Source organism: Rhodanobacter sp. DHB23 (assembly GCF_014842975.1).
Classification (GTDB): Bacteria; Pseudomonadota; Gammaproteobacteria; order Xanthomonadales; family Rhodanobacteraceae; genus Rhodanobacter_A.
In genome coordinates this window covers 187,284-211,394 of sequence record NZ_JACYXK010000029.1, presented here as the reverse complement: position 1 = coordinate 211,394, position 24,111 = coordinate 187,284, and the positions used below count along the sequence as shown (strand labels likewise).

General features: G+C 68.3%; 23 protein-coding genes. 11 read left to right on the top strand and 12 right to left on the bottom strand.

The genetic code is table 11. The features are described 5' to 3' along the window. Positions 1-82: 82 nt before the first annotated feature. On the bottom strand, positions 83-298 hold the full coding sequence (locus IHE47_RS15785; protein WP_192107600.1) for a twin transmembrane helix small protein: 216 nt from the start codon (positions 296-298) through the stop codon (positions 83-85). Between the two features lie 104 nt (positions 299-402). Here IHE47_RS15785 and IHE47_RS15780 point away from each other — a divergent pair, with 104 nt between their 5' ends. The 7 genes from IHE47_RS15780 (at position 403) to IHE47_RS15750 (ending at position 9,334) form a co-directional block, all read left to right on the top strand. Next, positions 403-1,089 (top strand): SURF1 family protein, encoded by a 687-nt coding sequence (locus tag IHE47_RS15780; RefSeq protein WP_192108336.1) that lies wholly within the window; start codon positions 403-405, stop codon positions 1,087-1,089. Between the two features lie 15 nt (positions 1,090-1,104). Then, complete coding sequence (locus IHE47_RS15775; RefSeq protein WP_192107598.1) at positions 1,105-1,677, top strand: hypothetical protein; 573 nt, start codon at positions 1,105-1,107, stop codon at positions 1,675-1,677. Further along, positions 1,677-2,840: a COX15/CtaA family protein gene (locus tag IHE47_RS15770; protein WP_192107596.1), complete on the top strand. Its 1,164-nt coding sequence runs from the start codon at positions 1,677-1,679 to the stop codon at positions 2,838-2,840. The genes IHE47_RS15775 and IHE47_RS15770 overlap by 1 nt, the downstream gene beginning before the upstream one ends. Then, positions 2,837-3,736 carry a heme o synthase gene (gene cyoE / locus IHE47_RS15765; RefSeq protein WP_192107594.1) on the top strand — a complete coding sequence of 300 codons (900 nt, stop codon included), beginning with the start codon at positions 2,837-2,839 and terminating at the stop codon, positions 3,734-3,736. The genes IHE47_RS15770 and cyoE overlap by 4 nt, the downstream gene beginning before the upstream one ends. A gap of 423 nt (positions 3,737-4,159) precedes the next feature. Then, a complete protein-coding gene (locus IHE47_RS15760) occupies positions 4,160-4,366 on the top strand; it encodes a hypothetical protein (RefSeq protein ID WP_192107592.1) in 207 nt (68 codons plus the stop codon). Positions 4,367-4,811: 445 nt separating this feature from the next. Further along, positions 4,812-7,463, top strand: a complete 2,652-nt coding sequence (mgtA, locus tag IHE47_RS15755; protein ID WP_192107591.1) for a magnesium-translocating P-type ATPase — start codon at positions 4,812-4,814, stop codon at positions 7,461-7,463. A 209-nt stretch (positions 7,464-7,672) separates the two neighbouring features. After that, on the top strand, positions 7,673-9,334 hold the full coding sequence (locus IHE47_RS15750; protein ID WP_192107588.1) for a Na/Pi cotransporter family protein: 1,662 nt from the start codon (positions 7,673-7,675) through the stop codon (positions 9,332-9,334). A gap of 4 nt (positions 9,335-9,338) precedes the next feature. Here the strand turns inward: IHE47_RS15750 and IHE47_RS15745 are convergent, their stop codons facing one another. The 3 genes from IHE47_RS15745 to IHE47_RS15735 form a co-directional block, all read right to left on the bottom strand. Further along, positions 9,339-10,244, bottom strand: a complete 906-nt coding sequence (locus IHE47_RS15745) for a hypothetical protein (RefSeq protein ID WP_192107586.1) — start codon at positions 10,242-10,244, stop codon at positions 9,339-9,341. A 138-nt stretch (positions 10,245-10,382) separates the two neighbouring features. Next, positions 10,383-11,003 carry a DedA family protein gene (locus IHE47_RS15740; RefSeq protein ID WP_192107583.1) on the bottom strand — a complete coding sequence of 207 codons (621 nt, stop codon included), beginning with the start codon at positions 11,001-11,003 and terminating at the stop codon, positions 10,383-10,385. A 97-nt stretch (positions 11,004-11,100) separates the two neighbouring features. Next, on the bottom strand, positions 11,101-12,897 hold the full coding sequence (locus tag IHE47_RS15735; protein ID WP_192107581.1) for a DNA primase: 1,797 nt from the start codon (positions 12,895-12,897) through the stop codon (positions 11,101-11,103). 182 nt (positions 12,898-13,079) lie between these two features. On the opposite strand from IHE47_RS15735, the gene IHE47_RS15730 reads away from it, so the two are divergent. After that, positions 13,080-13,715 carry an N-acetyltransferase gene (locus tag IHE47_RS15730; protein WP_192107579.1) on the top strand — a complete coding sequence of 212 codons (636 nt, stop codon included), beginning with the start codon at positions 13,080-13,082 and terminating at the stop codon, positions 13,713-13,715. 138 nt (positions 13,716-13,853) lie between these two features. Here the strand turns inward: IHE47_RS15730 and IHE47_RS15725 are convergent, their stop codons facing one another. The 3 genes from IHE47_RS15725 to rpsU all read right to left on the bottom strand — a co-directional run bounded on the left by IHE47_RS15725 (position 13,854) and on the right by rpsU (position 15,017). Further along, a complete protein-coding gene (locus IHE47_RS15725; RefSeq protein WP_192107577.1) occupies positions 13,854-14,024 on the bottom strand; it encodes a DUF1328 domain-containing protein in 171 nt (56 codons plus the stop codon). A gap of 168 nt (positions 14,025-14,192) precedes the next feature. Beyond that, complete coding sequence (locus IHE47_RS15720) at positions 14,193-14,639, bottom strand: GatB/YqeY domain-containing protein (RefSeq protein WP_192107575.1); 447 nt, start codon at positions 14,637-14,639, stop codon at positions 14,193-14,195. Between the two features lie 162 nt (positions 14,640-14,801). Further along, positions 14,802-15,017, bottom strand: coding sequence for a 30S ribosomal protein S21 (gene rpsU, locus IHE47_RS15715; protein WP_192107573.1), 216 nt, complete (start codon positions 15,015-15,017; stop codon positions 14,802-14,804). Between the two features lie 136 nt (positions 15,018-15,153). Between rpsU and tsaD the strand changes: the two genes are divergently transcribed. After that, positions 15,154-16,176 carry a tRNA (adenosine(37)-N6)-threonylcarbamoyltransferase complex transferase subunit TsaD gene (gene tsaD / locus IHE47_RS15710; protein WP_343227505.1) on the top strand — a complete coding sequence of 341 codons (1,023 nt, stop codon included), beginning with the start codon at positions 15,154-15,156 and terminating at the stop codon, positions 16,174-16,176. Positions 16,177-16,287: 111 nt separating this feature from the next. On the opposite strand, the gene IHE47_RS15705 is transcribed toward tsaD, so the two are convergent. From IHE47_RS15705 to IHE47_RS15695, 3 genes are all read right to left on the bottom strand, one after another. Continuing rightward, positions 16,288-17,007 (bottom strand): pseudouridine synthase, encoded by a 720-nt coding sequence (locus tag IHE47_RS15705; protein ID WP_192107569.1) that lies wholly within the window; start codon positions 17,005-17,007, stop codon positions 16,288-16,290. A gap of 100 nt (positions 17,008-17,107) precedes the next feature. After that, entirely contained in the window at positions 17,108-17,887 is a 780-nt protein-coding gene (locus IHE47_RS15700; protein ID WP_192107567.1) for an ABC transporter permease, read from the bottom strand. Then, the gene (locus IHE47_RS15695; RefSeq protein ID WP_192107565.1) at positions 17,884-18,828 is read right to left on the bottom strand and encodes an ABC transporter ATP-binding protein; all 945 of its coding nucleotides are present in this window, start codon (positions 18,826-18,828) and stop codon (positions 17,884-17,886) included. Before IHE47_RS15695 ends, IHE47_RS15700 begins: the two co-directional genes overlap by 4 nt. 89 nt (positions 18,829-18,917) lie before the next feature. Here IHE47_RS15695 and IHE47_RS15690 point away from each other — a divergent pair, with 89 nt between their 5' ends. Both IHE47_RS15690 and IHE47_RS15685 read left to right on the top strand, forming a co-directional pair. Beyond that, a complete protein-coding gene (locus IHE47_RS15690; RefSeq protein ID WP_225562012.1) occupies positions 18,918-19,664 on the top strand; it encodes an FAD-binding oxidoreductase in 747 nt (248 codons plus the stop codon). A 213-nt stretch (positions 19,665-19,877) separates the two neighbouring features. Continuing rightward, complete coding sequence (locus IHE47_RS15685; protein WP_192107561.1) at positions 19,878-20,234, top strand: hypothetical protein; 357 nt, start codon at positions 19,878-19,880, stop codon at positions 20,232-20,234. A 62-nt stretch (positions 20,235-20,296) separates the two neighbouring features. Here IHE47_RS15685 and IHE47_RS15680 read toward each other — a convergent pair whose 3' ends face one another. Beyond that, positions 20,297-21,415 carry a fimbrial protein gene (locus IHE47_RS15680; protein ID WP_192107559.1) on the bottom strand — a complete coding sequence of 373 codons (1,119 nt, stop codon included), beginning with the start codon at positions 21,413-21,415 and terminating at the stop codon, positions 20,297-20,299. Next, entirely contained in the window at positions 21,412-24,087 is a 2,676-nt protein-coding gene (locus IHE47_RS15675) for a fimbria/pilus outer membrane usher protein (protein ID WP_192107557.1), read from the bottom strand. The genes IHE47_RS15680 and IHE47_RS15675 overlap by 4 nt, the downstream gene beginning before the upstream one ends. Between the last annotated feature and the right edge of the window lie 24 nt (positions 24,088-24,111).

The window sequence follows — 24,111 nt, the reverse complement described above, 5'->3', positions numbered from 1 at the left end:
GCCCGCCAATTGGCGGGCTTCTTTTGTCTTGCGATGGCGCGATCGTCGCAGGGCGGACGCGTGCGGGATCAGGCGGCTACAATCACTGGCCGACGTCGTGCGGTTGCAGCCAGCCCATCCAGATGCCGAACACGACCATGCCGATCAGCAGCAGCGACAGCGCGATGCGGCGGGTCAGCGCCCAGGCCATGCGCTTGTCGTCGTGCTTGTCGGTCATCATGTAGTACAGCGCCTGGCCGAGGCTGAAGATCACCACCAGCAACACCACCACCACCGCGTATTTGTAGATGGGGCCCACGTGACTGATCCGGTCGATTCTGTTGCAGCGAGTATAGCGACCGGAGCGCGCGTACCGTGCTAGGCGGGTTCCGCCGCCCGCCGTGGTGGGCCATCGCGCTGACCATGGCCGCGGCCGCGCTTTTCGTGCGGCTGGGCTTCTGGCAGCTGCATCGCGCCGCCTTCAAGGATGACCTGCTGCGACGCTATGCCGCGGCTGCCGTCGCGGCGCCGCAGGAGTTCGACCTGGTGGCCCTGCAGCCGCCGCCGGACGCCTATCCGCGGGTGCAGGTGCATGGCCGCTACCTCGCGGACCGCATCTACCTGCTCGACAACCCGAAGCACGACGACCGCGGCGGCGTGGAGGCCTACGTGCCGTTCCAGCCGCAGGGCGGCGATCGTCTGCTGCTGGTGGATCTCGGCTTCCTGCCCGGCAACGGCACCGATGAGGCACCGCAACTGCCGCCGCTGCCGCAGGACGTGCAAAGCCTGCGCGGCCTGTACCTGCCGCCGCCGGGGCACGGCATCGAGATGGGCGGCGATGCCTTGCCGCGGCAGGCGCACTGGCCGAAGACGACGATCTATCTCGACCTGGCCCAGGTCGCCGGCGACCTGGGCGACAAGCTGTATCCGCGCGTGCTGGCGCTGGATGCCGACCCGGCCTCGATCTACGTGCGCGTGCACGCGCTGGATTTCGGCGACATGCCGCCGGCGCGGCATCGCGCCTATGCGTTCCAGTGGTTTTCCTTCGCCATCGCCGTGGTGGTGATCCTGCTGGCGTTGAACCGCAGGCGCGGTTCGCGTCGTTCCTGATCCTTGGATGTCCCGATGAATGCCGTCGATCCCGTCGCGTTGCGCAAGAGCCGCCTGAAACTGCTGCTGGTCGCCTCGATCTTTGCCGCCCCCTTCGTGCTGGCGATGATGCTCACGTTGGCCGGCTGGCAGCCGACGGCAAGGGGCAATGGCCTGCCGATCAATCCGCAGCGCAACTTCGCGCAGGAGCGGTTGCCGGTGCAGCTCGCCGCTGGCGGCACGTGGGCATGGCGCGACAGCGAGCCGCGACTCACCCTGGTCGCGCTGCCCGGGCCGGATTGCGCCGCACGCTGCTACGACGCGTTGACCGCGATGGCCAAGGCGCGCGTGATGCTCAACCGCAACCAGTCGCGCCTGCGGCTGCTGTACGTGGGCACGCCGCCCGCCGATCCGCAGCAGCGCGCAGGCATGGCGAACTACTGGCAGCTTGGCGAGGATGTGGACGGCAAGCTGGCGCAGTGGCGTCCGGGCACGCCGGACAGCGTGGCCGCGCTGCTGGTGGAATCCGATGGCACGGCGCTGGCGAGTTATCCTGCCGGATTCGATGCCTCCGGGCTGGCCCAGGATCTGCAGAAGGTCATCAAGTAATGTCGTTGCAAGTGGGCAAAATCCTGCGCTGGCTGGCGCTGCTGGCGGCCGTGTTCGCGTTCGGGCTGGTGATGTTCGGCGCCTTCGTGCGGCTGTCCAACGCCGGCCTGTCCTGCCCGGACTGGCCCACCTGCTATGGCGAGGCGACCTGGCCGCAGCACGCGCAGGCGGTGGCCAAGGCCGATGCCGCGTTCCCCGACCGGCCCTATGAAGCGCACAAGGCCTGGCGCGAACAGGTGCACCGCATGCTGGCCGGCACGCTGGGCGTACTGGTGCTGGCGATGGCGTTGCTCATCGCATGGCGCGACTACCGCGCGCGCGTGAAGGTGGTTGCAGGCGCGGTGTGCGCCGCGATAGGCGTGATGACATACATGCGCGGCGACTACGCGATTTCGTCGGCCTTGTCCGCGATGGCGATCCTGTTGCCGATGCTGGCCGCGTGGCGATTGCGTGACAGCGGAGCGTGCCGGATCGTCGTGCTCGCGCTGGCCGTGATCATCTTCCAGGCCATGCTGGGCATGTGGACAGTGACCCTGTTGCTGAAACCCGTGGTGGTGACCGGGCACCTGCTGGGCGGCATGACCACGTTCGCGCTGCTGGGCTATGCGGCGGTGCGCCTCGCCGGCGTGGGCGCGGCGGACGACGCGCTGGCGGGCCTGCGCAAGCTGGTGATCCTCGGCATCGTGCTGCTGGCCTGCCAGATCGCGCTGGGCGGCTGGACCTCGTCGAACTACGCGGCGCTGGCCTGTGGCTTCGGCGACTCGGCATTCCCGCAATGCCTGGGGCAGTGGTGGCCGCCGGGCGATTACCACCAGGGCTTCATCGTGTGGCGCGGCATCGGCGTGAATTTCGAAGGCGGCATCCTCGACCAGGATGCGCGCACCGCGATCCAGATGGTGCACCGGATCGGCGCGCTGGTGGTGTTCTGCTACCTCGGCTGGCTGTCGCATCGGCTGGCGCGGCGCGGCCTGCGCTGGTGCGGCATCGTGGTGGGCGTGGCGCTGGTCTGCCAGGTGCTGCTCGGCATCAGCAACGTGCACTTCGGCCTGCCGCTGCCGGTGGCCACCGCGCACAACGGCATGGCGGCGCTGCTGCTGTTCACCCTGGTGGCGACACTGGCGCGCACGCAGCGCCGGCATGACGAGTCTGGAGTGGCCGCATGAGCGTGCTGGGCGAATACCTGCAACTGACCAAGCCGCGCGTGGTCGCGCTGCTGGTGTTCTGTGCCGTGATCGGCATGTTCCTCGCGGTGCCCGGCATCCCGCCGTGGCGCGCGCTGGTGTGGGGCACGCTGGGGATCTGGCTGGCTTCCGGCTCGGCGGCGGCGTTCAACCACCTGATCGATCAGCGCATCGACAAACTGATGGCACGCACCGCGCGGCGGCCGTTGGCCACCGGCCACCTCAAGCCGTGGCAGGTGCTGGTGTTCGCCATCGTGATAGGCGTCGTCTCGATGCTGGTGCTGGCGCTGCTGGTGAACGGCCTCACCGCCTGGCTCACCTTCGGCGGGCTGATCGGTTATGCGCTGGTGTACACGGCGTATCTCAAGCGCGCCACGCCGCAGAACATCGTGATCGGCGGCCTCGCCGGCGCGATCCCGCCGGTGCTGGGCTGGACCGCGGTGACCGGCGCGCTGCATCCGTTCGCGCTGCAGCTGTGCCTGATCATCTTCGTGTGGACGCCGCCGCATTTCTGGGCGCTGGCGATCTTCCGACGCGAGGATTACGCACGCGCCGGCGTGCCGATGCTGCCGGTGACCCACGGCGTGGCCTACACGCGCTGGCAGGTGCTGTTCTACACCGTGCTGCTGGTGCTGGTGACCCTGCTGCCGGCGATCACCGGCTACAGCGGCTGGCTCTACCTCGGCGGCGCGGTGGTGCTGGGCGCGGGCTTCCTGTACTACGCGATCCGCCTGCTGAACCCGCCGGACGAGTTCTTCGCGATGCGCGTGTTCAGGTACTCGATCATCTACCTGATGGCGCTGTTCGCCTTCCTGCTGGTCGACCATTGGGTGGCCGAGCCGTTGCGGCAGGGGCTGGTATTCAAGGCGGTGGGCTGATTTTCCCGTCATCCCAGCGAAAGCTGGACAAGCGCTCCGCGCGCAGAACGCTTGAAGGGCGGCCCCTTCGGGGCCAGCCTCCGGCTGTCCAACGCTCGCATGGTTCGCTTTTGTCCGGCTTTCGCCGGAATGACGAGCTTGATGCCGATTCGCCTTCCATGCGTTGACTCGATCCCTGCCGCACCGCAAAATAGGCGGGTCGCGCGACCGTGTCATCGTCGCCGGCATCCTGTCCTGACTAACCAAGGCATATGGACGTTTACCCTAGTCGCAACGTCGACATCCGCTCGCATCGGGTGCCGGCAATGCATAACAAGCTGAACGCCTGCGGCAGCCGCCAGCGGTCGGCCGGTCATTTCCTCGACTAGGAAGCGCCGGCCCATCCTCGACGGCGTCGCACGCCGCAACCGAGGAGATGGGCCCATGAAGCTCCTTCGCGATTTCTTCCGCCTGCGGACTCCCCGCCGCAGCCTGTCCGTCGCACGCCGCGACGCGCGTCGCCGCGTCTACGTGGTGACCGTGCCGGCGCCGCTGGCCGCGCCGGCCGCCGAGCCGCCGCGCCAGGCCGAGGCACGCGCCGCCGCGCCGTTGTCGTCGTCTTGTCATCTGCAACTGGCATCTAGCCACTGATGCGCATGCACGCGCCCCGCAGGTCCTGGCCTCCGCCAGTGCGGCGGGGGCGCGGTTCGTGTCCGGTGGTCGGCGTGGCCGCCACGGGCCATCCATCCGACGCGCCGTCCAGCTAGTCCGGCCCCTGCGCCGACACGCTGCCGCGGCGCACAACATCACGAAAGAGCCTGCTTATGCTCCCCAAGTGTTCCGCGTTGTCATCGAGTGGCCGCCAGGTGTTAGGGCGTGGCGCAGTACCTGACTGGCCGTCAGGTCAAGCCGTGCGCTGACGCATGGCGGCCACTCGATGGCAACCCGCAGGGCCGGGTCTGTTTGCCCGCATGCCGGCGTCATCACTCGGTCGTGGACCGACGTCCATTCCTTCGTTCTTCCTTGGCCTGCGCGCAAACAGTTCCCGGCGCGGAGCGTTTGGGGAGCATAAGCAGGCTCTAACCGGTAGCGATCCATGAGCAAGTCCTTCTCCCGCTCGACCGTCAAGGCTGCGGCCGCGGCCCATGTGCCTGCGGCGCAGGAGGCGTTCCGCGACAACGACAGCCTGCTGCTCATGCTCGAGACCTCGCTGCATGGCCTCGACGAGGAGAACATCACCGAGCGGCTGGACCGCGACGGCGCCAACGAGGTGTCGCACGAGAAGCCGCCGCACTGGTCGGTGCAGCTGCTGCGCACCCTGAAGAACCCGTTCATCGTGGTGCTGCTGATCCTGGCGGTGGTGGAGCTGGTCACTTCGCCGGACGATCCCTCCGGCCCGATCATCATCGGCGTGATGGTGGCGATCAGCGTGGTGCTCAGCTTCACCCAGGAATACCGTTCCTCGCGCGCCGCCGAGAAGCTCAAGGCGATGGTGCGCAACACCGCCACGGTGACGCGCCGCGCCTCGGACGGGCACAGCGAGCGCATCGAGGTGCCGGTGGGCGAGCTGGTGGTGGGCGACATCGTGCACCTGGCCGCCGGCGACATGGTGCCGGCGGACCTGCGCCTGCTGGCCGCGAAGGACCTGTTCATCAGCCAGGCCATCCTCACCGGCGAATCGTTGCCGGTGGAAAAGGCCGCGCCGGCGCAGGCGCACGCGGTGGAAGGCGGCGCGCACGGCGTGCAGCAGGGCAATCCGCTGGATTTGCCCACCGTGTGCTACATGGGCACCAACGTGGTCTCCGGCACCGCCACCGCCGTGGTGGTCGCCACCGGCACGCGCAGCTACCTGGGTTCGCTGGCGCACAGCATGAGCGGCCAGCAGGTGCAGACCAGCTTCGACCTCGGCGTGCGCAGCGTGAGCTGGCTGCTGATCCGCTTCATGCTGGTGATGGTGCCGGTGGTGCTGGGCATCCAGTGGTACAAGCAGGGCTTCCTCAACGCGCTGACCTTCGCGCTGTCGGTGGCGGTGGGCCTCACCCCGGAGATGCTGCCGCTGATCGTCACCGCGAACCTCGCCAAGGGCGCGATCGCGATGTCCAGGCGCAAGGTGGTGGTGAAGCGCCTCAACGCGATCCAGAACTTCGGCGCGATGGACGTGCTGTGCACCGACAAGACCGGCACGCTCACGCTGGACAAGATCGTGCTGGAGCGCCACCTCGACCTCGACGGCGAGGATTCGGAGGATGCGCTGGAATACGGCTACCTCAACAGCCACTTCCAGACCGGCCTGAAGAACCTGATGGACAAGGCGGTGCTGTCGCATCGCGACCTGGAGCCGATCGTCGCGCGCTACCGCGTGGTGGACGAGATCCCGTTCGACTTCCAGCGCCGCCGCATGTCGGTGGTGCTGGCCCAGGGCGACGACGGCAGGCACCTGCTGGTGTGCAAGGGCGCGGTGGAGGAAATGCTCTCCATCTGCTCCACCGAGCGCCGCGGCGACGAGATCATTCCGATGACCGACGCGCGTCGCCAGGAAATCAAGGCGATGACGCACCACCTCAACGAGGACGGCCTGCGCGTGCTGGTGGTGGCGATCAAGCAGGAGGAGCCGCACAGCCGCGCCTACGGCGTGGCCGACGAAGCCGGGCTCACCGCCGTGGGCTGCCTGGCCTTCCTCGACCCGCCCAAGGACACCGCGGCCACCGCGATCGCGGCGCTGCACCACCACGGCGTCGAGGTGAAGGTGATCACCGGCGACAACGAGGCGGTGACGCGCAAGATCTGCCGCGAGGTGGGCCTGGACGTGGCGCATTCCGCGCAGGGCCGCGACGTCGAGCCGCTGGACGACGACGCGCTGGACGAACTGGTCAGGCGCACCACCGTGTTCGCCAAGATGTCGCCGCTGCAGAAGGCGCGCGTGGTGGCGTCGCTGCGGCGCCAGGGCCACACCGTGGGCTTCCTCGGCGACGGCATCAACGACGCGCCGGCGCTGCGGGAGGCGGACGTGGGCATCTCGGTGGACACCGCCACCGACATCGCCAAGGAGTCGGCCGACATCATCCTGCTGGAAAAGAACCTGATGGTGCTGGAGGAGGGCGTGCTCGAAGGGCGCGTCACCTTCGGCAACATCATCAAGTACATCAAGATGACCGCCAGCTCGAACTTCGGCAACGTGCTGAGCATGATGGTGGCCAGCGTGTTCCTGCCGTTCGTGCCGCTGCTGCCGCTGCAGATCCTGGTACTGAACCTGCTGTACGACATCTCGCAGCTGTCGATCCCGTTCGACCGCATGGACGAGGAATACCTGCGCAAGCCGCGCAAGTGGGACGCCAGCGACATCGGCCGCTTCATGTTCTGGATCGGCCCGACCAGCTCGATCTTCGACATGACCACGTTCGCGCTGCTGTGGTACGTGTTCGGCGCGAACGGCCCGGCGCACCAGGACCTGTTCCAGTCGGGCTGGTTCATCGAGAGCCTGCTGACCCAGACGCTGGTGGTGCACATGATCCGCACGCGCCGGATCCCGTTCCTGCAGAGCGTGGCGGCGGCGCCGGTGCTGGGCCTGACCACGGCGATCATCGCGATCGGCATGATCATCCCGTTCACCGCCGTCGGCGCCAAGCTCGGCATGGTGCACTTGCCGGACGAATACTTCGGCTGGCTGGCCGTCACCGTCGTCGCCTACTGCGCGCTGACGCAGCTGGTGAAGGTGATCTACATCCGCCGCTTCGGGCGCTGGCTGTGATGTGAGCTGACCTGGAGGGGTCTGATCGGCAAGCTTCGTGCTCGTCGTTCCGGCGAAAGCCGGAACGACGAGCAAAAGCGGCGCTTTCTTGGCTTCGACTCCCTTGCTCACCAGAACGCGGCCATTCGTGGCCGCTCCTCGCGTCGCTTACTTTCGCAAGTTACGCTCAGCGCGAACGGGCCATGTCCCGATTCCATCCGGAGTCCATCATGAAAGGAACCCTGATCCTGCTGGACATCGCAGGCTACGTCGCCCTGTTGCTGTGGGGCACGCACATGGTCACCAGCGGCGTGCTGCGCGGCTACGGCAGCGCGCTGCGCCGCTGGCTGGGGCGTTACCTCAATCATCGCCCCGCCGCGTTCTGCTTCGGCCTGGGCATGACCGCGCTGCTGCAGAGCAGTACCGCCACCGGCATGATGGCCACCTCGTTTGCCGCGAACGGCTTCCTCGGCCTGGTGCCGGGGCTGGTGGTGATGCTGGGTGCGAACGTGGGCACCACCCTGGTGGTGCAGCTGCTGTCGTTCGACGTTGCGCTGGTGGCGCCGGTGCTGGTGCTGGCCGGCTTCGCGGTGTACCGGCGCAGCGACGACGCGCGCTTCGAGAACCTGGGCCGTTGCGCGATCGGCCTGGGCCTGATGCTGCTGGCGCTGCACATGTTGGTGGTGTCGATGGCGCCGGTGGAGGACACCGCCCTGCTGCGCACGGCGCTGCACAGTCTTGCCAGCGCACCGGTGCTGGCGATGCTGGTGGCGGCGCTGCTCACCTGGGCCTGCCACTCCAGCGTGGCCGTGGTGCTGCTGGTCGTCTCGTTGGCCACCACCAACGTGGTCGATGCGCAGGGCGCGCTGGCGCTGGTGCTGGGCGCGAACCTCGGCGGCACCCTGCCGGCGCTGTTCGATGCCGGCACGCCGGTGGCGCGTCGCCTGCCGCTGGGCAACCTGCTGGTGCGCGCCTTCGGTTGCGTGGTCTGCCTGCCGCTGCTGCATCCACTCACCGGGCTGCTGGCGCACCTGGGCGATTCGCCGGCGCGCATGGCGGTGAACTTCCACACTGCGTTCAACCTCGCGCTGGCGCTGCTGTTCATCCTGCCGGTGCAGCGGCTGGCGCGACTGCTGGTGCGCCTGCTGCCCGAGCCCCCGAAGCCGGCCGATGCCGGCGTGCCGCTCTACCTCGATGCCGGTGCGCTGGATGCCGCCAACGTGGCGCTGGCGAACGCCGCGCGCGAAGCCATGCGCATGGCCGACATGGTGGAGAACATGCTCAAGGGTCTGGTCGAGGTGTTCGGCAAGGACGACCGTGCGCGTGCCGCGGCGATCGGCGGCAAGGACGCCGTACTCGACCGCCTCGGCGTGGCGATCCGCGAATACCTCGCCGGACTGGGCAACGAGGCCTTGAACGAGGAGGACGGCGAGCGCAGCCAGGAGATCCTCGGCTTCGTCATCAACATCGAGCACGTCGGCGACATCACCGCCAACAACCTGATGGAGTTCGCCGCCAAGAAAGCCGCGAGCGGGCAGGACTTCAGCGCCGACGACATCCAGGACCTGGCGCGCATGCACGCGCAGGTGATGGAAAGCCTGCAGCTGGCCTGGACGGTGTTCCTGCGCAGCGACGTGCGCGCGGCGCAGCAGCTGGTGGCGCGCAAGGAGGTGCTGTGGCGGCTGGAGAACGAGATCTCCGAGCGGCACATCCGCGCCCTGCGCGAGCGCCGCGACGACGGCGGCGCGGGTGACGTCTACCTGCGCATCCTGCGCGACCTCAAGCGCATCCATTCGCACCTGGCGGCGCTGGCCTATCCGGTGCTGGAGCGCGCGGGCCTGCTGCAGGACCGCCTGCGCGTTGCCGCGCAGGCGGGTGCCGCACCGCGTTGAGTACTCAGCCCGCGGGGCGCACGTCCAGCGTCATCGCGTGGAAGTCCATCGTCACCACGCTGTGCGCGAAGAGCGGATTGCCCACGGTGGCCTCGAACAGGCCATCCGGCTGGTGCACCGGGTTCTTGCCCGAGCCCACGAAGTAGACCGTGGGGTTCGATCCGAGCAGGCGACGGTCGGCGAAGCCCAGGCTGCGGGCGGTCGAGCCCAGCATCTCGACGCCACCGTCGGTGTACCTGAACAGCCTGGGCGTGCCCTGCTTGTGCAGGTCCAGTCCGGCGAGCGCGGCGTCATAGACCACCATGGTTCCGGTGTACATGGTGTCGATCTGGGCACGCACCGGATGGCCGTCGACGGTGAAGGGCCCGCCGACCACGATGGGCGGCCCGTAATGGCCAAACCGGATCAGCTGCAGCGTGCCGGCGCTGCGTGCGGCCACGGTACCCGATGCGACGGGCGCGGAGATCCGCAGAAGATGGTGCGGGTAATCGATCTGCAGCACGCGATCCTTGAACGCGGTATAGGCCAGCGTGCCGTCGGCCGGCAGGGGGGCGGATCCGAAACTCGCGGGTCCGGTCACGGCGAACTCCACCGCCAGCGACGCCTTGCCCAGCGTGAGCACGTGCCGTCCGCCGTCCTGGAAGCCCGGCAACGGCTTGCCGTTGCGCAGTACCGGCGTCGATCGCCATCCCATCGACCTGGCGGCACCGTCCAGCATGATCGAGGCGGTGTCGCCGGTATCCAGCGCCAGCGTGCGCGGCTGCCCGCCGTCGATGCCGGCCTGGAAGCAGATCATGCCGTTGCAGTCATGGAAGGGCAGCACGGCGGCGAATTGCGGCGTGGCATCGGCGGCGCAGAGTGACGTCGCCAGCGGCATCGCGGCGATGGCAAGCAGAATCCTTTTGGACATGGCCAATACTCCTGCGTGGGGGAGTCGGCAGTTCAATGCGGCGACGGCGGCGGTGCCAGTGCGGGAAGTCATCGGCAGCCGCGCGGCGGTACCGCCGGCCGTGGCCGGCATGGCCGGGTGTTCGCCCCCGGACGGGCCTCAATCGTCCTGGCTGATGCGCCGACGGCTGTGTCGCCACCACAGCCACAGCACGCACAGCAGCACCAGGCCGAGCAACAGCCACATGCTGTTCTGGCCGCGCTGCATCCACTTCATCAGCCACACGTGGTTGTCGGCGCCGAAATAGCCCAGGTACACCCACACCGGCACGCTGATCAGCGCGGCGATGGCGTCGATCAGCAGGAAGCGCAGCAGCGACACCCGCCGCGTGGCGCCGGCGGACAGGTAGATGGTGGTGCGCATGCCGGGCAGGAAGCGGGCGACGAACAGCACGCGGTTGCCGTAGCGCGCGAACTTGTGCTGCACCACCTCGAAGCGTTCCGGAGGGAGCGCGCGCGCCACCCAGCGCCACTTCAGCATGCGCGCGCCGTAGTGGTGGCCGAGCATGAACACGGTGGCGTCGCCGAGCAGCACGCCGGCCATGCACAGCGCGAACATCACGTGCACGTTGGCGTAGCCCAGCCCGGCGATCACGCCGCCGGCGACCAGGGTGACGTCCTCCGGCAACGGCAGGCCGAGGCCGCAGATGGTCAGCGCGATCCACACCGCGACGTAGCCGTTCTCGGCGAAGATCGTGACCAGTCGTTCAAGCAGATCCATCAGCGTCCCTGCGGGGCGTGCAGCGTGCGTCGCGGCATGATCCCATACCCATGGACGACAAGCTTTCCGCAATGCGGCGTCCGGCCGGCACGCGGGTTCATTCCGGCGCGACGGCAGGCCGCACGCGTGCCGCCAGCAGCTCGCGCAGCTCGGCCTTCTCTGCATCGTCGAGCGGGCCGTTGCGCATCTTCGCGTGCAGCGTTTCGCGGCGCAGCGCCACGGCCTGCTCGTCCATGCGCAGCAATGCCTCCATGAATTCGGTGCGTTGCGCTTCCGGTTCGCCCACCACGGCGGCGGCCATCAGTTTCTGCAGCGCCGGGTATTCCGCGCGTTCGGCGAAATGCTCCACCAGCATGGCCGGGTTGATGCCGGGGCGGCTGCGCGCGAGGTCGAGCAGTTCGGCGAGCAGGGGGACGCCGGGCTTGTCCAGCCGCAGGAAGCGGTAGGGTTTCTCCACCTGATCCGCCATGCCGGGCTGGGCCAGCAGCAGGGCGATGGCGCTGCGCACCAGCGAGCGCTGCGTGTTCGCGGGTCGTTGCGCCTGTTGTGCGACAGGACTGGCCGCGAGACGCGCGCTCGCGCCGCTGCGCCGCTCCAGTTCCTGTGCCATCAGGTCGCGGAAGGCGCCATCGGGCAGCCGGGCGATCAGCGGCCGTGCGCGCTCGGCGAGCCGCGCGCGGCCGTCAAGGCTGGCCATGTCCACGTCGCGCGCCAGTTCGTCGAAGAAGTAGTCGGAGAGCGGCGTGGCGTTCTTCAGGCGCTGCCCGAAACCGTCCCTGCCTTCCTTGCGCACCAGCGTGTCCGGGTCCTCGCCATCGGGCAGGAACAGGAAATACGCCTGCCGCCCGTCGCGCAGCCGCGGCAACGCGGCATCCAGCGCCTTCCATGCGGCGGCGCGGCCGGCGCGGTCGCCGTCGAAGCAGAACACCACGTCGGGCGCGGCGCGGAACAGCAGCTCGGTATGCTCGGGCGTGGTGGCGGTGCCCAGCGTGGCCACCGCGATCGGCAGCCCGGCCTGGTGCAGCGCGATCACGTCCATGTAGCCCTCCACCACCACGATGCGCTGCAGGTTCGCGTTGGCCTGCTTCACCTGCCACAGCGCGAACAGCTCGCGGCCCTTGTGGAACAGCGGCGTCTCGGGGGAGTTGAGGTATTTGGGTGAGCTTTTTTCAGGAGTGCGGGCAGGGATGCCCGCTTCTTGATCTTCGCGCGAAGGACTCGCGCTCGAAGATCCGCTCAGTACGCGACCACCAAAGGCGATCACGCGCCCGCGGCGGTCGAGGATGGGGAACATCAGCCGTTCGCGGAAGCGGTCGTACCGGCTGCCGCGCTCGCCGGTGGAAACCATGCCGGCCTCGGTCAGCAGCTCCATCCGCCGCGGGCTGTTGCCCAGTGCCTTGGTAACGCCGTCGTAGCCGGCTGGTGCCCAGCCGAGCCGGAAGCGCGCGATGGTGTCGGCGTCCAGGCCGCGCTTCCTGCAGTACGCCTGCGCTTCGGCATTGCGCGGCAACTGCTCCTGGTACCAGCGCGCACTGGCGTCGAGCAGGTCGTAGAGATCGGTCTTGTCCTCGCGCGGGCGGTCGTCGCGGCCGCCTTCGCGCGGCACGGTGAGGCCCACCGACTGCGCCAGTTCCTCCACCGCGTCGGGAAACTCCAGCCGCTCGTAGTCCATCAGGAACTTGATCGCGCTGCCGTGCGCGCCGCAGCCGAAGCAGTGGAAGAACTGCTTGGCGGGGCTGACGTAGAACGAGGGCGTGCGCTCGTCGTGGAACGGGCAGCACGCGGTCCACTCGCGCCCGGCCTTCTTCAACGGCACGCGCCGCTCGATCACGTCGACGATGTCGACGCGGGCGAGCAGTTCGTCGATGAAGCTGTCGGGGATCAGGCCGCGCATAGACCGGGTAGTTTAGAGCCTGTTTACGATCTCCCCACGGTCCGTGCCGGGAGTCGTCCGCACACAGGCCATGGGGCGTAGCGGCCACGCAGGGGTGGCGCGCCGGCCAATCCGCGGCTGGCGGCGGGGAAATGCCGGCATCGCTGGTTAGCATGGACCGGGCTTCAGCGGGGAGACGAATGATGGCGGACATTCCGGAGGTGCGCTTCCGCGCGGCCACGGCCCAGGACGCGGCCACAGCGGTGCCGCTGATCCACAGTTCGGGTCCCGCCGCGTTCGACTACGTGTTCGCGGTGCCCGGGCGGAGCTCCGCGCTGGCCTTCCTGCATCGTGCCTTCGTCGATGGCGCGGGCGAGTTCGGCTGGCGCAACCACGTCGTGGGCGAGCTGGAGGGCGTGGTGGTGGCGGTCGGCGCGGGCTTCGGCGGCGAGGCGGCGCTGGCGTTCACGCTGGCGGCGGCGCGGCAGATCCTCGCGCACTACGGCCTGCGCCACGCGCCAGGCGTGATCGCGCGCGGCCTCAGGGTGGAGCGGGTGATACCGCCGCCTTCGCGCGGCATGCATTACCTCGCGCACCTTGGCGTATCGCCCGCGCTGCGCGGGCAGGGCATGGGCCGGGCGCTGATCGACGAACTGATCAGGCGCGGTGTGCAAAGCGGCCGCAGCCGCATGGTGCTGGATGTGGCGGCAAGCAACCCGCGGGCGCAGGCGCTCTACGCGCGGCAGGGGTTCGAGGTGACCGGCGAGCGGGCGTCCATGCTGGCCAATGCGCAGGGCACGGTGCCGGACCATCGGCGGATGGAGCGTGTGGTGGGCTAGAGGCTTCTTCCGCGGCGAGGAGGCCGATCCCGCGGTGGTGATCCATCCGGGCTTGCTTCGATCCAGGGTGGCCGCGGCGAGCACCCGCCGTTCATCCCGGCCTTCTCCCCGAAGAGGAGAAGGGGCGGCGGCGAGGTGCTACAGGATATGGAACACCCCGATCACGGCCAGCACGGCGATCAGGAACAGGATCACGAAGACCGCGAACAGGAATTTGGCGATGGTGGCGGCCGCGCTGGAAATGCCGCGGAAACCGAACAATCCGGTGACCAGCGAGATGATGGCGAAGATGATGGCCCACTTGAGCATGCGTTCCTCCTGCGGCCGGCAACGGGCCGCGTGCGAAAGGGTGCCGGGCGATGCCCTGACCCTTTCGCTTGTAGCAACGCATCCGTGAACGCGAGGCATGTGGGCAGCGCGTGGTCGCAGGCATCGCGGCGCGGCGGCTGCGCCTTGGCTGCGCTGGCTGTCGGCGCTTCAGCCGGCCAGCTTCGCCTTGATCAGCGCCGAGACCTTGCCCATGTCGGCGCGGCCGGCGGCCTTTTCCTTCACCGCGGCCACCACCTTGCCCATGTCGCGCGGCGAGCTGGCCCCGGTGGCGGCGATCGCCGCGGCGATCAGCGCGTCCAGCTCGGCGTCGTCGAGCTGGGCGGGCAGGTAGGTTTCGATCACCGCCATCTCGGCGCGCTCGACCTCGGCGAGGTCCTCGCGGTTGCCGGCGACGTACTGGCTCACCGAGTCCTTGCGTTGCTTGAGCATCTTCTCCAGCACGGCCAGGGTCTGGACGTCGTCCAGCTCGATGCGCTCGTCCACCTCGCGCTGCTTGACCGCCGCGAGGATCAGCCGGATCACGCCGAGGCGGTGCTTGTCGCCGCCGCGCATGGCGGCCTTCATGTCGTCGGTGAGCTGCTGCTTGAGCGTCATGGCGGGTGTTCCGGTGGATGGATTGGACATTTTACGGAAACGACAAAGCCGGCGTCGCCTTGCGGCAACACCGGCTGGTCGAATCCGGATGCGGGCGGCGGCAGCGAGCGGTCGCGCCAGCCGCGTGTCCTGCCTGCGCGGCGCGGAAGCGCCGCGGCAGACTCAGTACAGCCGGGTCTTGCGCGAAACGTCGCGCGACAGACGGCGCAGGTGGCGCTTCACCGCAGCGGCACGCTTGCGCTTGCGCTCCTGGGTCGGCTTTTCGTAGAACTCGCGCTTGCGGGTTTCGGCCAGGACGCCGGCCTTCTCGCAGGTACGCTTGAAACGACGCAGCGCGACTTCGAACGGCTCGTTCTCGCGGACTTTGACGTTGGGCATGGATACTCCGGGTGTTAATCTGTCCCGCTTCCGGGACTGTTGAATGCAGCGAGCCGCGAAGTATACCGTGACCGACCAGAGATTTTCAAAGCCCCAGCCGGAAGCCGCCGCCCGCCTGCCCGTGGCGGGCAAGCCGGTGCTGGGCATCGAGTCCTCCTGCGACGAGACCGGCGTGGCGATCCTGCGCTGGGAGCCGGACGCGCCGGGCCGCGGCCTGCTGGCCCACGCCCTGTACAGCCAGGTCAAGCTGCACGCCGACTACGGCGGCGTGGTGCCGGAGCTGGCCAGCCGCGACCACGTGCGCAAGCTGCTGCCGCTGGTGCGCGAGGCGCTGGCCGAGGCCGGGCTGACGCCCGCCGACCTCGGCGGCGTGGCCTACACCGCCGGCCCCGGCCTGGTCGGCGCCCTGCTGGTGGGCGCGGCGGCCGGGCGCGCACTGGCCTGGGCGCTGGGCGTGCCGGCGATCGGCGTGCACCACATGGAAGGCCACCTGCTGGCGCCCCTGCTGGAAGAAGACCCGCCAAAACCGCCCTTCGTCGCCCTGCTGGTTTCCGGTGGCCACTCGCTGCTGGTCCAGGTGAAGGCCATCGGCGAATACACCATCCTCGGCGACACGCTGGACGATGCCGCCGGCGAGGCCTTCGACAAGACCGCCAAGCTGATGGGGCTGCCGTATCCCGGCGGCCCGGCGCTGGCCAGGCTGGCCGAGCAGGGCAGGCCCGGTACGTTCCGCTTCTCGCGGCCGATGACCGACCGGCCGGGGCTGGATTTCAGTTTCTCCGGGCTCAAGACGCAGGTACTGCTGGCCTGGCAGCATTCCGACCAGGGCGAGCAGACCCGTGCCGACATCGCCCGCGCGTTCGAGGAGGCCATCGTCGATACGCTGGTCATCAAGTGCCGCCGTGCGCTGGAGGCTGCCGGTGCGCAGCGGCTGGTGATCGCGGGCGGCGTGGGCGCCAACCGCCGCCTGCGCGCGAACTTGGCCGCGGCAGGCGAAAGGGACGGTTTCCGCACCTATTTCCCGCGCCTCGCGTTCTGTACCGACAACGGCGCGATGATCGCACTGGCCGGGGCGATCCGGCTGGCCAGCGGCCAGCATCAGGGCGAGGCAGTCGAGGTGCGCCCGCGCTGGAACCTGGAAGACTTGCCCGCAGCCTGATGATTCGTGTCGTAGGAGCGCACCCTGTGCGCGATTGCTCCGATGTTCGATCAGAGCGAAAGGCAATCGCGCACAGGGTGCGCTCCTACGGCACATGCATGAGGCCGTGGCTCACCACTGCGTGCGGCCGGGCAGCAGGCCCTTCAACTCCGCATCGGTGAGGTTGCGCCACTGGCCGGGCTTCAGGTGTCCGAGCTTCACGTTGACGATGCGCACGCGGCGCAGCTGGGTCACACGGTAGCCGAACGCCGCCGCCATCAGGCGGATCTGCCGGTTCAGTCCCTGGGTGAGCACGATGGCGAAGCCGAACTTCGCGATCTTGCGCGTGCGGCAGGGCCTGGTCATCTGGCCGTGCACGCGCACGCCGCGCGCCATGCCGGCGAGGAATTCCTCGGTGACCGGCTTGTTCACCGCCACCAGGTATTCCTTCTCGTGGTTGTTCTCCGCGCGCAGGATCTCGTTGACGATGTCGCCGTTGCTGGTGAGCAGGATCAGTCCTTCCGAATCCTTGTCCAGCCGGCCGATCGGGAAGATGCGCTGCGCGTGGTCGACGAAATCGACGATGTTGCCCTTCACCGTGGCGTCGGTGGTGCAGGTGATGCCCACCGGCTTGTTCAGCGCGATGTAGGTGGCCTTCTTCGCGGCCGGCGTGGCGGCGAGGACGCGCGCCTTGACGAGCTCGCCGTCCACGCGCACCTCGTCGCCTTCCAGCGCCTTGGCGCCGGTGCCGACCGTTTCGCCGTTGATGGTGACGCGGCCGGCCACGAGCCATTCGTCCGCCTCGCGGCGCGAGCACAGGCCGGCTTCGCTGATGTACTTGTTGACGCGCATTTTCGAATCCCGATGTAGGAGCGCACCCTGTGCGCGAATGCCCCGATGTCCGGTCAGGGCGAAAAGCAATCGCGCGCAGGCTGCGCTCCTACGGGTATGGTTACGAGCGCAGCCCCACGCCGCGCTTCAGCAGGTGCAGCCCGAACGCGGTGAGCGCCACCACGAAGCCCAGCATCACCGCGAACGCCACGCCCACCTGCACGTCGCTGATGCCGAGCACGCCGTAGCGGAAGGCATTGACCATGTACAGGATGGGGTTGATCCGCGAGATCGCCTGCCACGGCTCGCCCAGCATCTGGATGGAATAGAACACGCCGCCGAGGTAGGTGAGCGGGGTGAGCACGAAGGTGGGCACCAGCGCGATGTCGTCGAACTTCTTCGCGTACACCGCGTTGACGAAGCCGGCCAGCGAGAAGATCACCGAGCCCAGCAGCACCGAGGCGAAGGTGATCAGCGGATGCTGCACGTGCAACGAGGTGAAGAACAGCGCGATGCACAGCACCAGCACGCCCACCGCGAGGCCGCGCACCACCGCGCCGGTCACGTAGCCGGCGAGGATCACCCAGTTCGGCATCGGCGACACCAGCATCTCCTCCACCGCGCGGCTGAACTTGGCGCCGAAGAACGAGCTGGAGATGTTGCCGTAGCTGTTGGTGATGATGCTCATCATCACCAGGCCGGGCACGATGTACTGCATGTAGCTGTAGCCGCCCTGGATGGTGCCGATGCGGCTGCCGATCAGCTTGCCGAAGATCACGAAGTACAGCGTCATGGTGATCGCCGGCGGGATCAGCGTCTGCGTCCAGATGCGCAGGATGCGCACGATCTCGCGGCGCACGATGGTGTGGAGGGCGACCAGGTTGGCGGCGGCGTTGCTCATGCGGCCTGCTCCTGGCCGTTGCGGCCCTGTTCCACCAGCCGCACGAACAGCTCCTCCAGCCGGTTGGTCTTGTTGCGCATCGAGGTCACCGTGATGCCGTGCGCGGTGAGCGCCGCGAACAGCGAGTTGAGGTCGTGGGTGCGGGCCATCTCCGCTTCCAGCGTGTGCTCGTCCACGCGGCGCAGGGTGACGCCAGGCAGTGCGGGCAGCTCACCCGGCACGTCGGTCACGTCGAACACGAAGGTCTCCACGTCCAGCTTGGAGAGCAACTGCTTCATCGTGGTGTTCTCCACGATGGTGCCGTGGTCGATGATCGCGATGTTGCGGCACAGCTGCTCGGCCTCCTCCAGGTAGTGCGTGGTGAGGATCACCGTGGTGCCGGCCGCGTTGATGCCGCTGACGAACTGCCACATCGAGCGGCGGATCTCGATGTCCACGCCCGCGGTGGGCTCGTCGAGGATCAGAAGCCTGGGTTCGTTCATCATCGCGCGGGCGATCATCAGGCGCCGCTTCATGCCGCCGGACAGGGTGCGCGCCTGCATCTGCGCCTTGTCCCACAGGCGCAGCTCCTTCAGGTACTTCTCCGCGCGCTCGGCGGCGATCCGCCGCGGGATGCCGTAGAAGCCCGCCTCGTTCACGCAGATGTCGAACGGCTTCTCGAACTGGTTGAAGTTGATTTCCTGCGGCACCAGGCCGATCAGCTTCATCGCCTCGTTGCGCTGGCGGTTCACCGAGACGCCGAACACCTGCGCGTCGCCGCCGCTGGAATTCACCAGCGAGGAGAGGATGCCGATCAGGGTGGACTTGCCGGCGCCGTTGGGGCCGAGCAGGGCGAAGAAGTCGCCGGGTTGCACGGTCAGGCTGATGCCCTTGAGGGCCTCGACGCCGTTGCCGTAGGTCTTGCGAAGGTTGTCGACGACGAGCGCGGGGGCGGAACTCATGGGCTGGCTGCACCGGAATGGGCGAGCCTTCTATTATAGCGGGCCGTTTTGCGCCGCCCGGCGCACGCACCGTTTCCGGAACATTATCCATGGCAGACCATTTCCAGCTACGCCTCGTCGACAGCCGCATGCTGGCTCCCACCGTGCGCCACCTCGTGTTCGAGCGCGTCGACGGCCAGCCACTGGCCTTCGTGCCGGGGCAGTTCCTGCAGATCCACTTCCACTACGACGACGGCGCACCCACCAAGCGCAGCTACTCCGTGGCCACCGTGGGCGACGGCAGCTCGCCCGTGCAACGCATCGAGATCGCGGTGAGCTACGTGGATGGCGGCGCGGCCACCAGGCTGCTGGGTGAACTGCCGGTCGGCGGCGTGATCGATGCCAGTGGTCCCTACGGCCGCTTCTGCCTGCAGGCGGGCGACGTGCACCCGCGCTACCTGCTGCTCGCCACCGGCACCGGCGTCACGCCGTACCGGGCGATGCTGCCGCAGATCGAAAAACTGCTGGCGCAGGGGGGGCGCGAAGTGGTGCTGCTGTACGGGGCGCGCAACGAAACCGAGTTGCTCTATGGCGAGGAGTTCGAGGACTTCGCGCAGAGCCACCCCGGCTTCACCTTCCACGGCTGCCTCAGCCGCCAGCCGCGCACCGTGCCGCGTGCGTCCGATCGCAGTGGCCACGTGCAGGGTGTACTGGCCGAGCTGGCGCCGTGCGCCGCGCGCGACATCGCCTATCTCTGCGGCAATCCCAACATGGTCGACGCGGCCTTCAATGCGCTGAAGGAGTCCGGCCTGCCGGTGCCGCAAATCCGCCGCGAGAAGTACATCAGCTCGCGTTGATGGGCACGCCCGGGCCGGCAAACTTCATGTGTCGCCTCAAGTTTGTCTGCGATGTGTCGAGAAACCCAAAGCTCGGGCGTCGAAGTCAAAACTACGTGAGTGTGAACTGGTTCGCATTTTTGCGAACAGGCTCGCCATGCCCCATCAAGTTGCCCGATCTGCGGCCGACAGCCCCTCGTGGCGCACGCTTTTGCGCGCCGACCGGGATGGCTCATGCGCAGTTGGAATCGCTGGATGCTCGGCTCGCTCATCGCCTTGGCGATGCCGGGCGCGTGGGCGCAAGGCGGCGCGCGCATCAATTTCACCGGTGTGGTGCTGGAGCCGACGTGTGCCGCCGATGCGATGCAGGTCGCCCCGGTTGGCGCTTTGCCGCCCCAGGCCATGCAGCCGTCCGGTCGTCTGGTTTGCGGCCAGACCGCGACCGACCCTGGCCGGACCTACTCGCGCACCGTGCAGGCCGTGGACGCGACGAGCATCGCCAATGACCGCCTGCTCGGCTACCTCGCCAGCTACGCGGTGGGGCCGGATGGCCAGTCGGCGGCGAACCTGGTGATACGTACCTACGACTGATCGCGGGTCCTGTGGTCGCCGCGTGGTCGCCCGGCCATCCGGTTCGATCCATGCGGGCGCGGTTACTGGTAGGTCAGCGTGTAGGTGGCCGTAGCGGTAACCAGGCCGGCGGTCGCTCCTGGTGCGGTCTGGTAGTAGCGAGCGTTGAATGGCAGATTCATGGTGCCGCTGGACGTTGCGCCCTCGGAGATCGCCGTGCCGAACGTGATGGGGTTGCCCTTGCCATCCAGAAGCTGCACGCCCACGTTGCCCGCATAGCCGTTGCCTGCAGTGGGTGCGATCACGCTGGTGGTGCCTGTCTGCTGGTTCGCGGTGGCCAGGGTGATGGAGAGGCTGGCGCCGGTCTGGCAGCTCAGCTGCACGTTGAACGGCGTCTGACCCGCAGTGGCGCCCGTGCCGGTGAATGCCGAGGCGAGAACCGCCGGCAGCGTCACCACGGTGGGATCGACGGCGACCGAACAGGCAGCCGATTTCACGGTGGTGCTGCCGAGAGCGAGAGTGGCGAAATATCCCTCGCTGGGGCCGATGCCGTAGACATACCAATTGAATTGCATCAGGTTGATGGCGTTGAGGGTGCCCGTTGTCACGGGGCCGGTCACGATCAACTGGGCGGTGAATGTCTCGCTCACGGATCCGCCGTAGGTGCCACCGTACGTGGAGCATGAACCATTCCCTTTGTACTGTATGCATTGCCAAGACGAACTCGGAGCGGTTACCGCCCCCGGCTCGAATCCCCGGGTGCTGCCTGGTCCGCCACGAACCCAGGCCCTGTCGTTGGCCTGGACGGGACTGGCGGTCAACTGCAGGGCCAGTCCCGGCAGGTTGGTGGCGAACATGATGCCGTTGCTGCCATTTGGATTGTCAGTGGCATCCGCAGGAGCGAGGTTGCCGGCCTGGATGGTGGCCGTGTCGCTGTAGTAGCTAGGTGCCGTCGGTTGGCTGTACGGGAGATTGCTGCACGTAAATGTCACGGTCACGGTGGCCGGCGAACCTACCAATGAGCCGACCGCTGGATTCTGGGGAACCGTGACCGCCGGAAGATCGAGGGTTCCCCCCGCAGATGTGCAACTGGTGGCCGCAGCCATTGCGCGCGGACCGCAGCCCATCAACATCACCAGTGCGAGCGTAAACAGTCCCAGTCTTCGCCAGAGGGAATGCGGATGAGTGACGACCAGCTTCATGGCGCGCTGCCTGTTGTTGTCTTTTGCGTATCCCCGCTGCCCGCGACACACGTCGCCTGGGTCTGTTGATACGTTTGCGTGTTCTTGCCGGACTTGGGCAGCGTATAGGAGAACGAGCAGGCGTGTGCCGCGCCCTGCTCATCGTCCCACTGCACGCTGAAACGCCCGCCGGCAGTGATGCCGCGCAGCAGCGCCATGCCGCCCTGCCCGACCACGCCCAGCGGTTGCGCCTTTGCGTCGAACACCTGTGCGCCGAACGGGACGGGCTGGCCGTCGGTCATGCGGATGCGCGCGATCACGGCATGGCTGGCCCGGCTCTTGAAGTCCACCCTCACCACCGCGCCCGCGTAGGGCGCCACGTCGGCGCTGGTGGCGTCCAACTGCACGCCCAGCGGCAGGCCCTGCGGATCGACCTGGATGGTGTCGAGCTGGTACGGGGTGAGGTAGGGCACCAGCGCGTAGCCCTCGTGATCCACGCTGAGGCCAGGCGCGTTGAGGATGTGCGCGCCGGTGGCGCCGGGCATGTGCACGATGGCGATGGTGTCGCCGGTCGGTTGGCCGAAGGTGATGCCGCCCGCGTGGACGACCACCGCGCCGTTGGCGCCGATGGACGCCTGCGAGTAGCCGCTGCCGTCGCCGACGCTGGCGTTGAACGTGGCATAAGGGCTGCTGTAGCCGGCGTTCGCGCTGTAGGCGTTGCCGGCGGCGCTGCCGCCGTGCGAGGCGGTGGCGCCGTAGGTGAACTGGTTCCACTGGCCCAGCGTGCCGTTGAGGGTGGCCTGTTCCTGGTTGCCGCCGTCGTTGTCGTGGCTGAGGTTGAACGAGATGCTGGGGGCGTGCGGCGTGTTGCCCAGCGGCAGGGTGGCGTTGAAGGACACCTGGTTGTCGTAGCCGCCCAGCGCCAGGCGCCCGCGGCTGACCGAGACGTTGTAGGCCAGGCGCCCGAGGTGGTTGTTGTAGCCCGCCTGGAACTGCGTGTCGTTGCCCGCCTGGTTCCAGTAGTTGTTGATCGAGGCGTTGGCGTAGAGCGAACCGCCGTTGCTCCCCAGTTGCTGGTTGAGCGTCAGGGTGAAGCGGTTGCGCTGCTGCAGCAGGCCGCGCGCGGTATACAGGGCATCGCTGTTGTAGGTGGTGCCGTTCAGCGCCGCGAGCTGGGCCGGCGTGAGCAGGCTCTGCACGGGCAGGCCGGCGATGGTCTGCACGTTGGTCGGCTGGTATTGCAGCGCGTCCATGCCGTGGTTGGCGTAGTCGCGCGCGGCCTCGGCGTCGCCCAGGCTGAGGAAGCCGCTGGTGGAATAGCGGTCGGCCGCCACGCTCAGCGAGGTGTTGGTTTCCGGGAGGACCTTGCTGTAGCTGATGCGGTAGCTCTGCCCGTTGTAAGTGCCGTAGCCGGGGATGCTGGCATGGGCTTGGGTGACGTCCAGCGCCAGCGCGCCGAAGCGCGTGTTGAGCGCGCCGCCGACCAGCGCCGCGGCGTAGCCTTCCGCCCCCTGCACGCCGGCATAGCCGGTGATGCGGTTGCTGAAACCGTGCTGCACCGCCGCCTGGATCACGTCGGGCCGATCCTGGAGCGTGGTGTCGCGCAACTGGCCGGCGGCGAGGTCGAAGCGGGTGACGCCGGGGCGCAACGACTGCGCCAGCGCGGCGTAGGGCACGGTGAAGCTGTGCTGGCGGCCATCGGCTTCCGTCACGTTCACCACCAGGTCGCCGCCGTAGCCGGTGGGGTAGAGGTCGTTGATCACGAACGGGCCGGGCGCCACCGTGGTCTGGTAGATCTGCACGCCGTTCTGGGTCACGGTGACCTTGGCGTTGGTGTAGGCCACGCCATGCACCACCGGCGCGTAGCCGCGCAGCGACTGCGGCAGCATGCGGTCGTCGGTGGCCAGCTGCACGCCGCGCAGGCCATAGCTGTCGAACACGGCGCCGTCGGTGTAGCTGTCGCCCACGCTCAGTTCGGCGCCCAGGCTGGGCAGCGCGCGCTGCACATAGGCGTCGATGTTGTGCCAGTGGCGCTGGCTGGGCTGGCCGGTACCCGATTGCAGCGTGGCGGTGCTGTCCTGGCGGAACTGCCACAGGCCGAGGTTGAAGCCGGAGCGCAGGCCCAGGTAGGTGCTGTCCTGGCTCTGGCCGCCGTTGCTGGTGCGGTAGCTGTCGAAGTTGTAGTTGAGCAGGAACGCCGGCACGCCCGCGTCCCACGAGGACGGGTTGACCCAGCCGCGCGGCCGCTGGTTCATGTAGGCCTGCGGCACGCTGGCGTCCATGCGCAGGTCGGACATGTCGAAGGACAGCGTGGCGCCGGGGATCAGCTCGCCCAGGCCCACGCAGGTACCCGACGCCAGCTTCGCGGCGGCCGCGGCTGCGGCGTCGGTCTTTGCCGGCACCAGGCCCATGCGGTCGAGCAAGTCGGTGCTGACGCAGGGCGCGGCGTTGGCATCGGCGGACGGCGCAGTGAAGCGCACGTCCATGCGCCCCACCCAGTTCTTGTTGAGGTAGATGTCGAGGTTGTAGAGGCCGGGCAGCACGGGATTGCCGTGCTCGAAGCGCGAGAGGTCGGCCGTGCCGCGGCCGGCGCCGGCCAGCATGCTGCGGTCGAAGTTGGCGAGGCCGCCTTCGGCGCTGGCGTCGGCCGGTGCGCTGGCATCGGCGGCTCCTGCCGGACGCGGATAACCCATGGCGACGCCCAACGCCAGGCCGCA

What these genes read in the sequence shown, in the direction of transcription:
- IHE47_RS15680 (WP_192107559.1), bottom strand. Translation starts at nt 21,415, where the DNA reads ATGAAGCTGGTCGTCACTCATCCGCATTCCCTCTGGCGAAGACTGGGA.
- IHE47_RS15725 (WP_192107577.1), bottom strand. Translation starts at nt 14,024, where the DNA reads ATGCTCAAGTGGGCCATCATCTTCGCCATCATCTCGCTGGTCACCGGA.
- IHE47_RS15760 (WP_192107592.1), top strand. Translation starts at nt 4,160, where the DNA reads ATGAAGCTCCTTCGCGATTTCTTCCGCCTGCGGACTCCCCGCCGCAGC.
- IHE47_RS15730 (WP_192107579.1), top strand. Translation starts at nt 13,080, where the DNA reads ATGGCGGACATTCCGGAGGTGCGCTTCCGCGCGGCCACGGCCCAGGAC.
- mgtA (WP_192107591.1), top strand. Translation starts at nt 4,812, where the DNA reads ATGAGCAAGTCCTTCTCCCGCTCGACCGTCAAGGCTGCGGCCGCGGCC.
- IHE47_RS15685 (WP_192107561.1), top strand. Translation starts at nt 19,878, where the DNA reads ATGCGCAGTTGGAATCGCTGGATGCTCGGCTCGCTCATCGCCTTGGCG.
- IHE47_RS15770 (WP_192107596.1), top strand. Translation starts at nt 1,677, where the DNA reads ATGTCGTTGCAAGTGGGCAAAATCCTGCGCTGGCTGGCGCTGCTGGCG.
- IHE47_RS15700 (WP_192107567.1), bottom strand. Translation starts at nt 17,887, where the DNA reads ATGAGCAACGCCGCCGCCAACCTGGTCGCCCTCCACACCATCGTGCGC.
- IHE47_RS15780 (WP_192108336.1), top strand. Translation starts at nt 403, where the DNA reads ATGGCCGCGGCCGCGCTTTTCGTGCGGCTGGGCTTCTGGCAGCTGCAT.
- IHE47_RS15705 (WP_192107569.1), bottom strand. Translation starts at nt 17,007, where the DNA reads ATGCGCGTCAACAAGTACATCAGCGAAGCCGGCCTGTGCTCGCGCCGC.
- IHE47_RS15695 (WP_192107565.1), bottom strand. Translation starts at nt 18,828, where the DNA reads ATGAGTTCCGCCCCCGCGCTCGTCGTCGACAACCTTCGCAAGACCTAC.
- IHE47_RS15675 (WP_192107557.1), bottom strand. Translation starts at nt 24,087, where the DNA reads ATGGGTTATCCGCGTCCGGCAGGAGCCGCCGATGCCAGCGCACCGGCC.
- IHE47_RS15750 (WP_192107588.1), top strand. Translation starts at nt 7,673, where the DNA reads ATGAAAGGAACCCTGATCCTGCTGGACATCGCAGGCTACGTCGCCCTG.
- IHE47_RS15745 (WP_192107586.1), bottom strand. Translation starts at nt 10,244, where the DNA reads ATGTCCAAAAGGATTCTGCTTGCCATCGCCGCGATGCCGCTGGCGACG.
- cyoE (WP_192107594.1), top strand. Translation starts at nt 2,837, where the DNA reads ATGAGCGTGCTGGGCGAATACCTGCAACTGACCAAGCCGCGCGTGGTC.
- IHE47_RS15720 (WP_192107575.1), bottom strand. Translation starts at nt 14,639, where the DNA reads ATGACGCTCAAGCAGCAGCTCACCGACGACATGAAGGCCGCCATGCGC.
- IHE47_RS15735 (WP_192107581.1), bottom strand. Translation starts at nt 12,897, where the DNA reads ATGCGCGGCCTGATCCCCGACAGCTTCATCGACGAACTGCTCGCCCGC.
- rpsU (WP_192107573.1), bottom strand. Translation starts at nt 15,017, where the DNA reads ATGCCCAACGTCAAAGTCCGCGAGAACGAGCCGTTCGAAGTCGCGCTG.
- IHE47_RS15775 (WP_192107598.1), top strand. Translation starts at nt 1,105, where the DNA reads ATGAATGCCGTCGATCCCGTCGCGTTGCGCAAGAGCCGCCTGAAACTG.
- IHE47_RS15740 (WP_192107583.1), bottom strand. Translation starts at nt 11,003, where the DNA reads ATGGATCTGCTTGAACGACTGGTCACGATCTTCGCCGAGAACGGCTAC.
- IHE47_RS15690 (WP_225562012.1), top strand. Translation starts at nt 18,918, where the DNA reads ATGGCAGACCATTTCCAGCTACGCCTCGTCGACAGCCGCATGCTGGCT.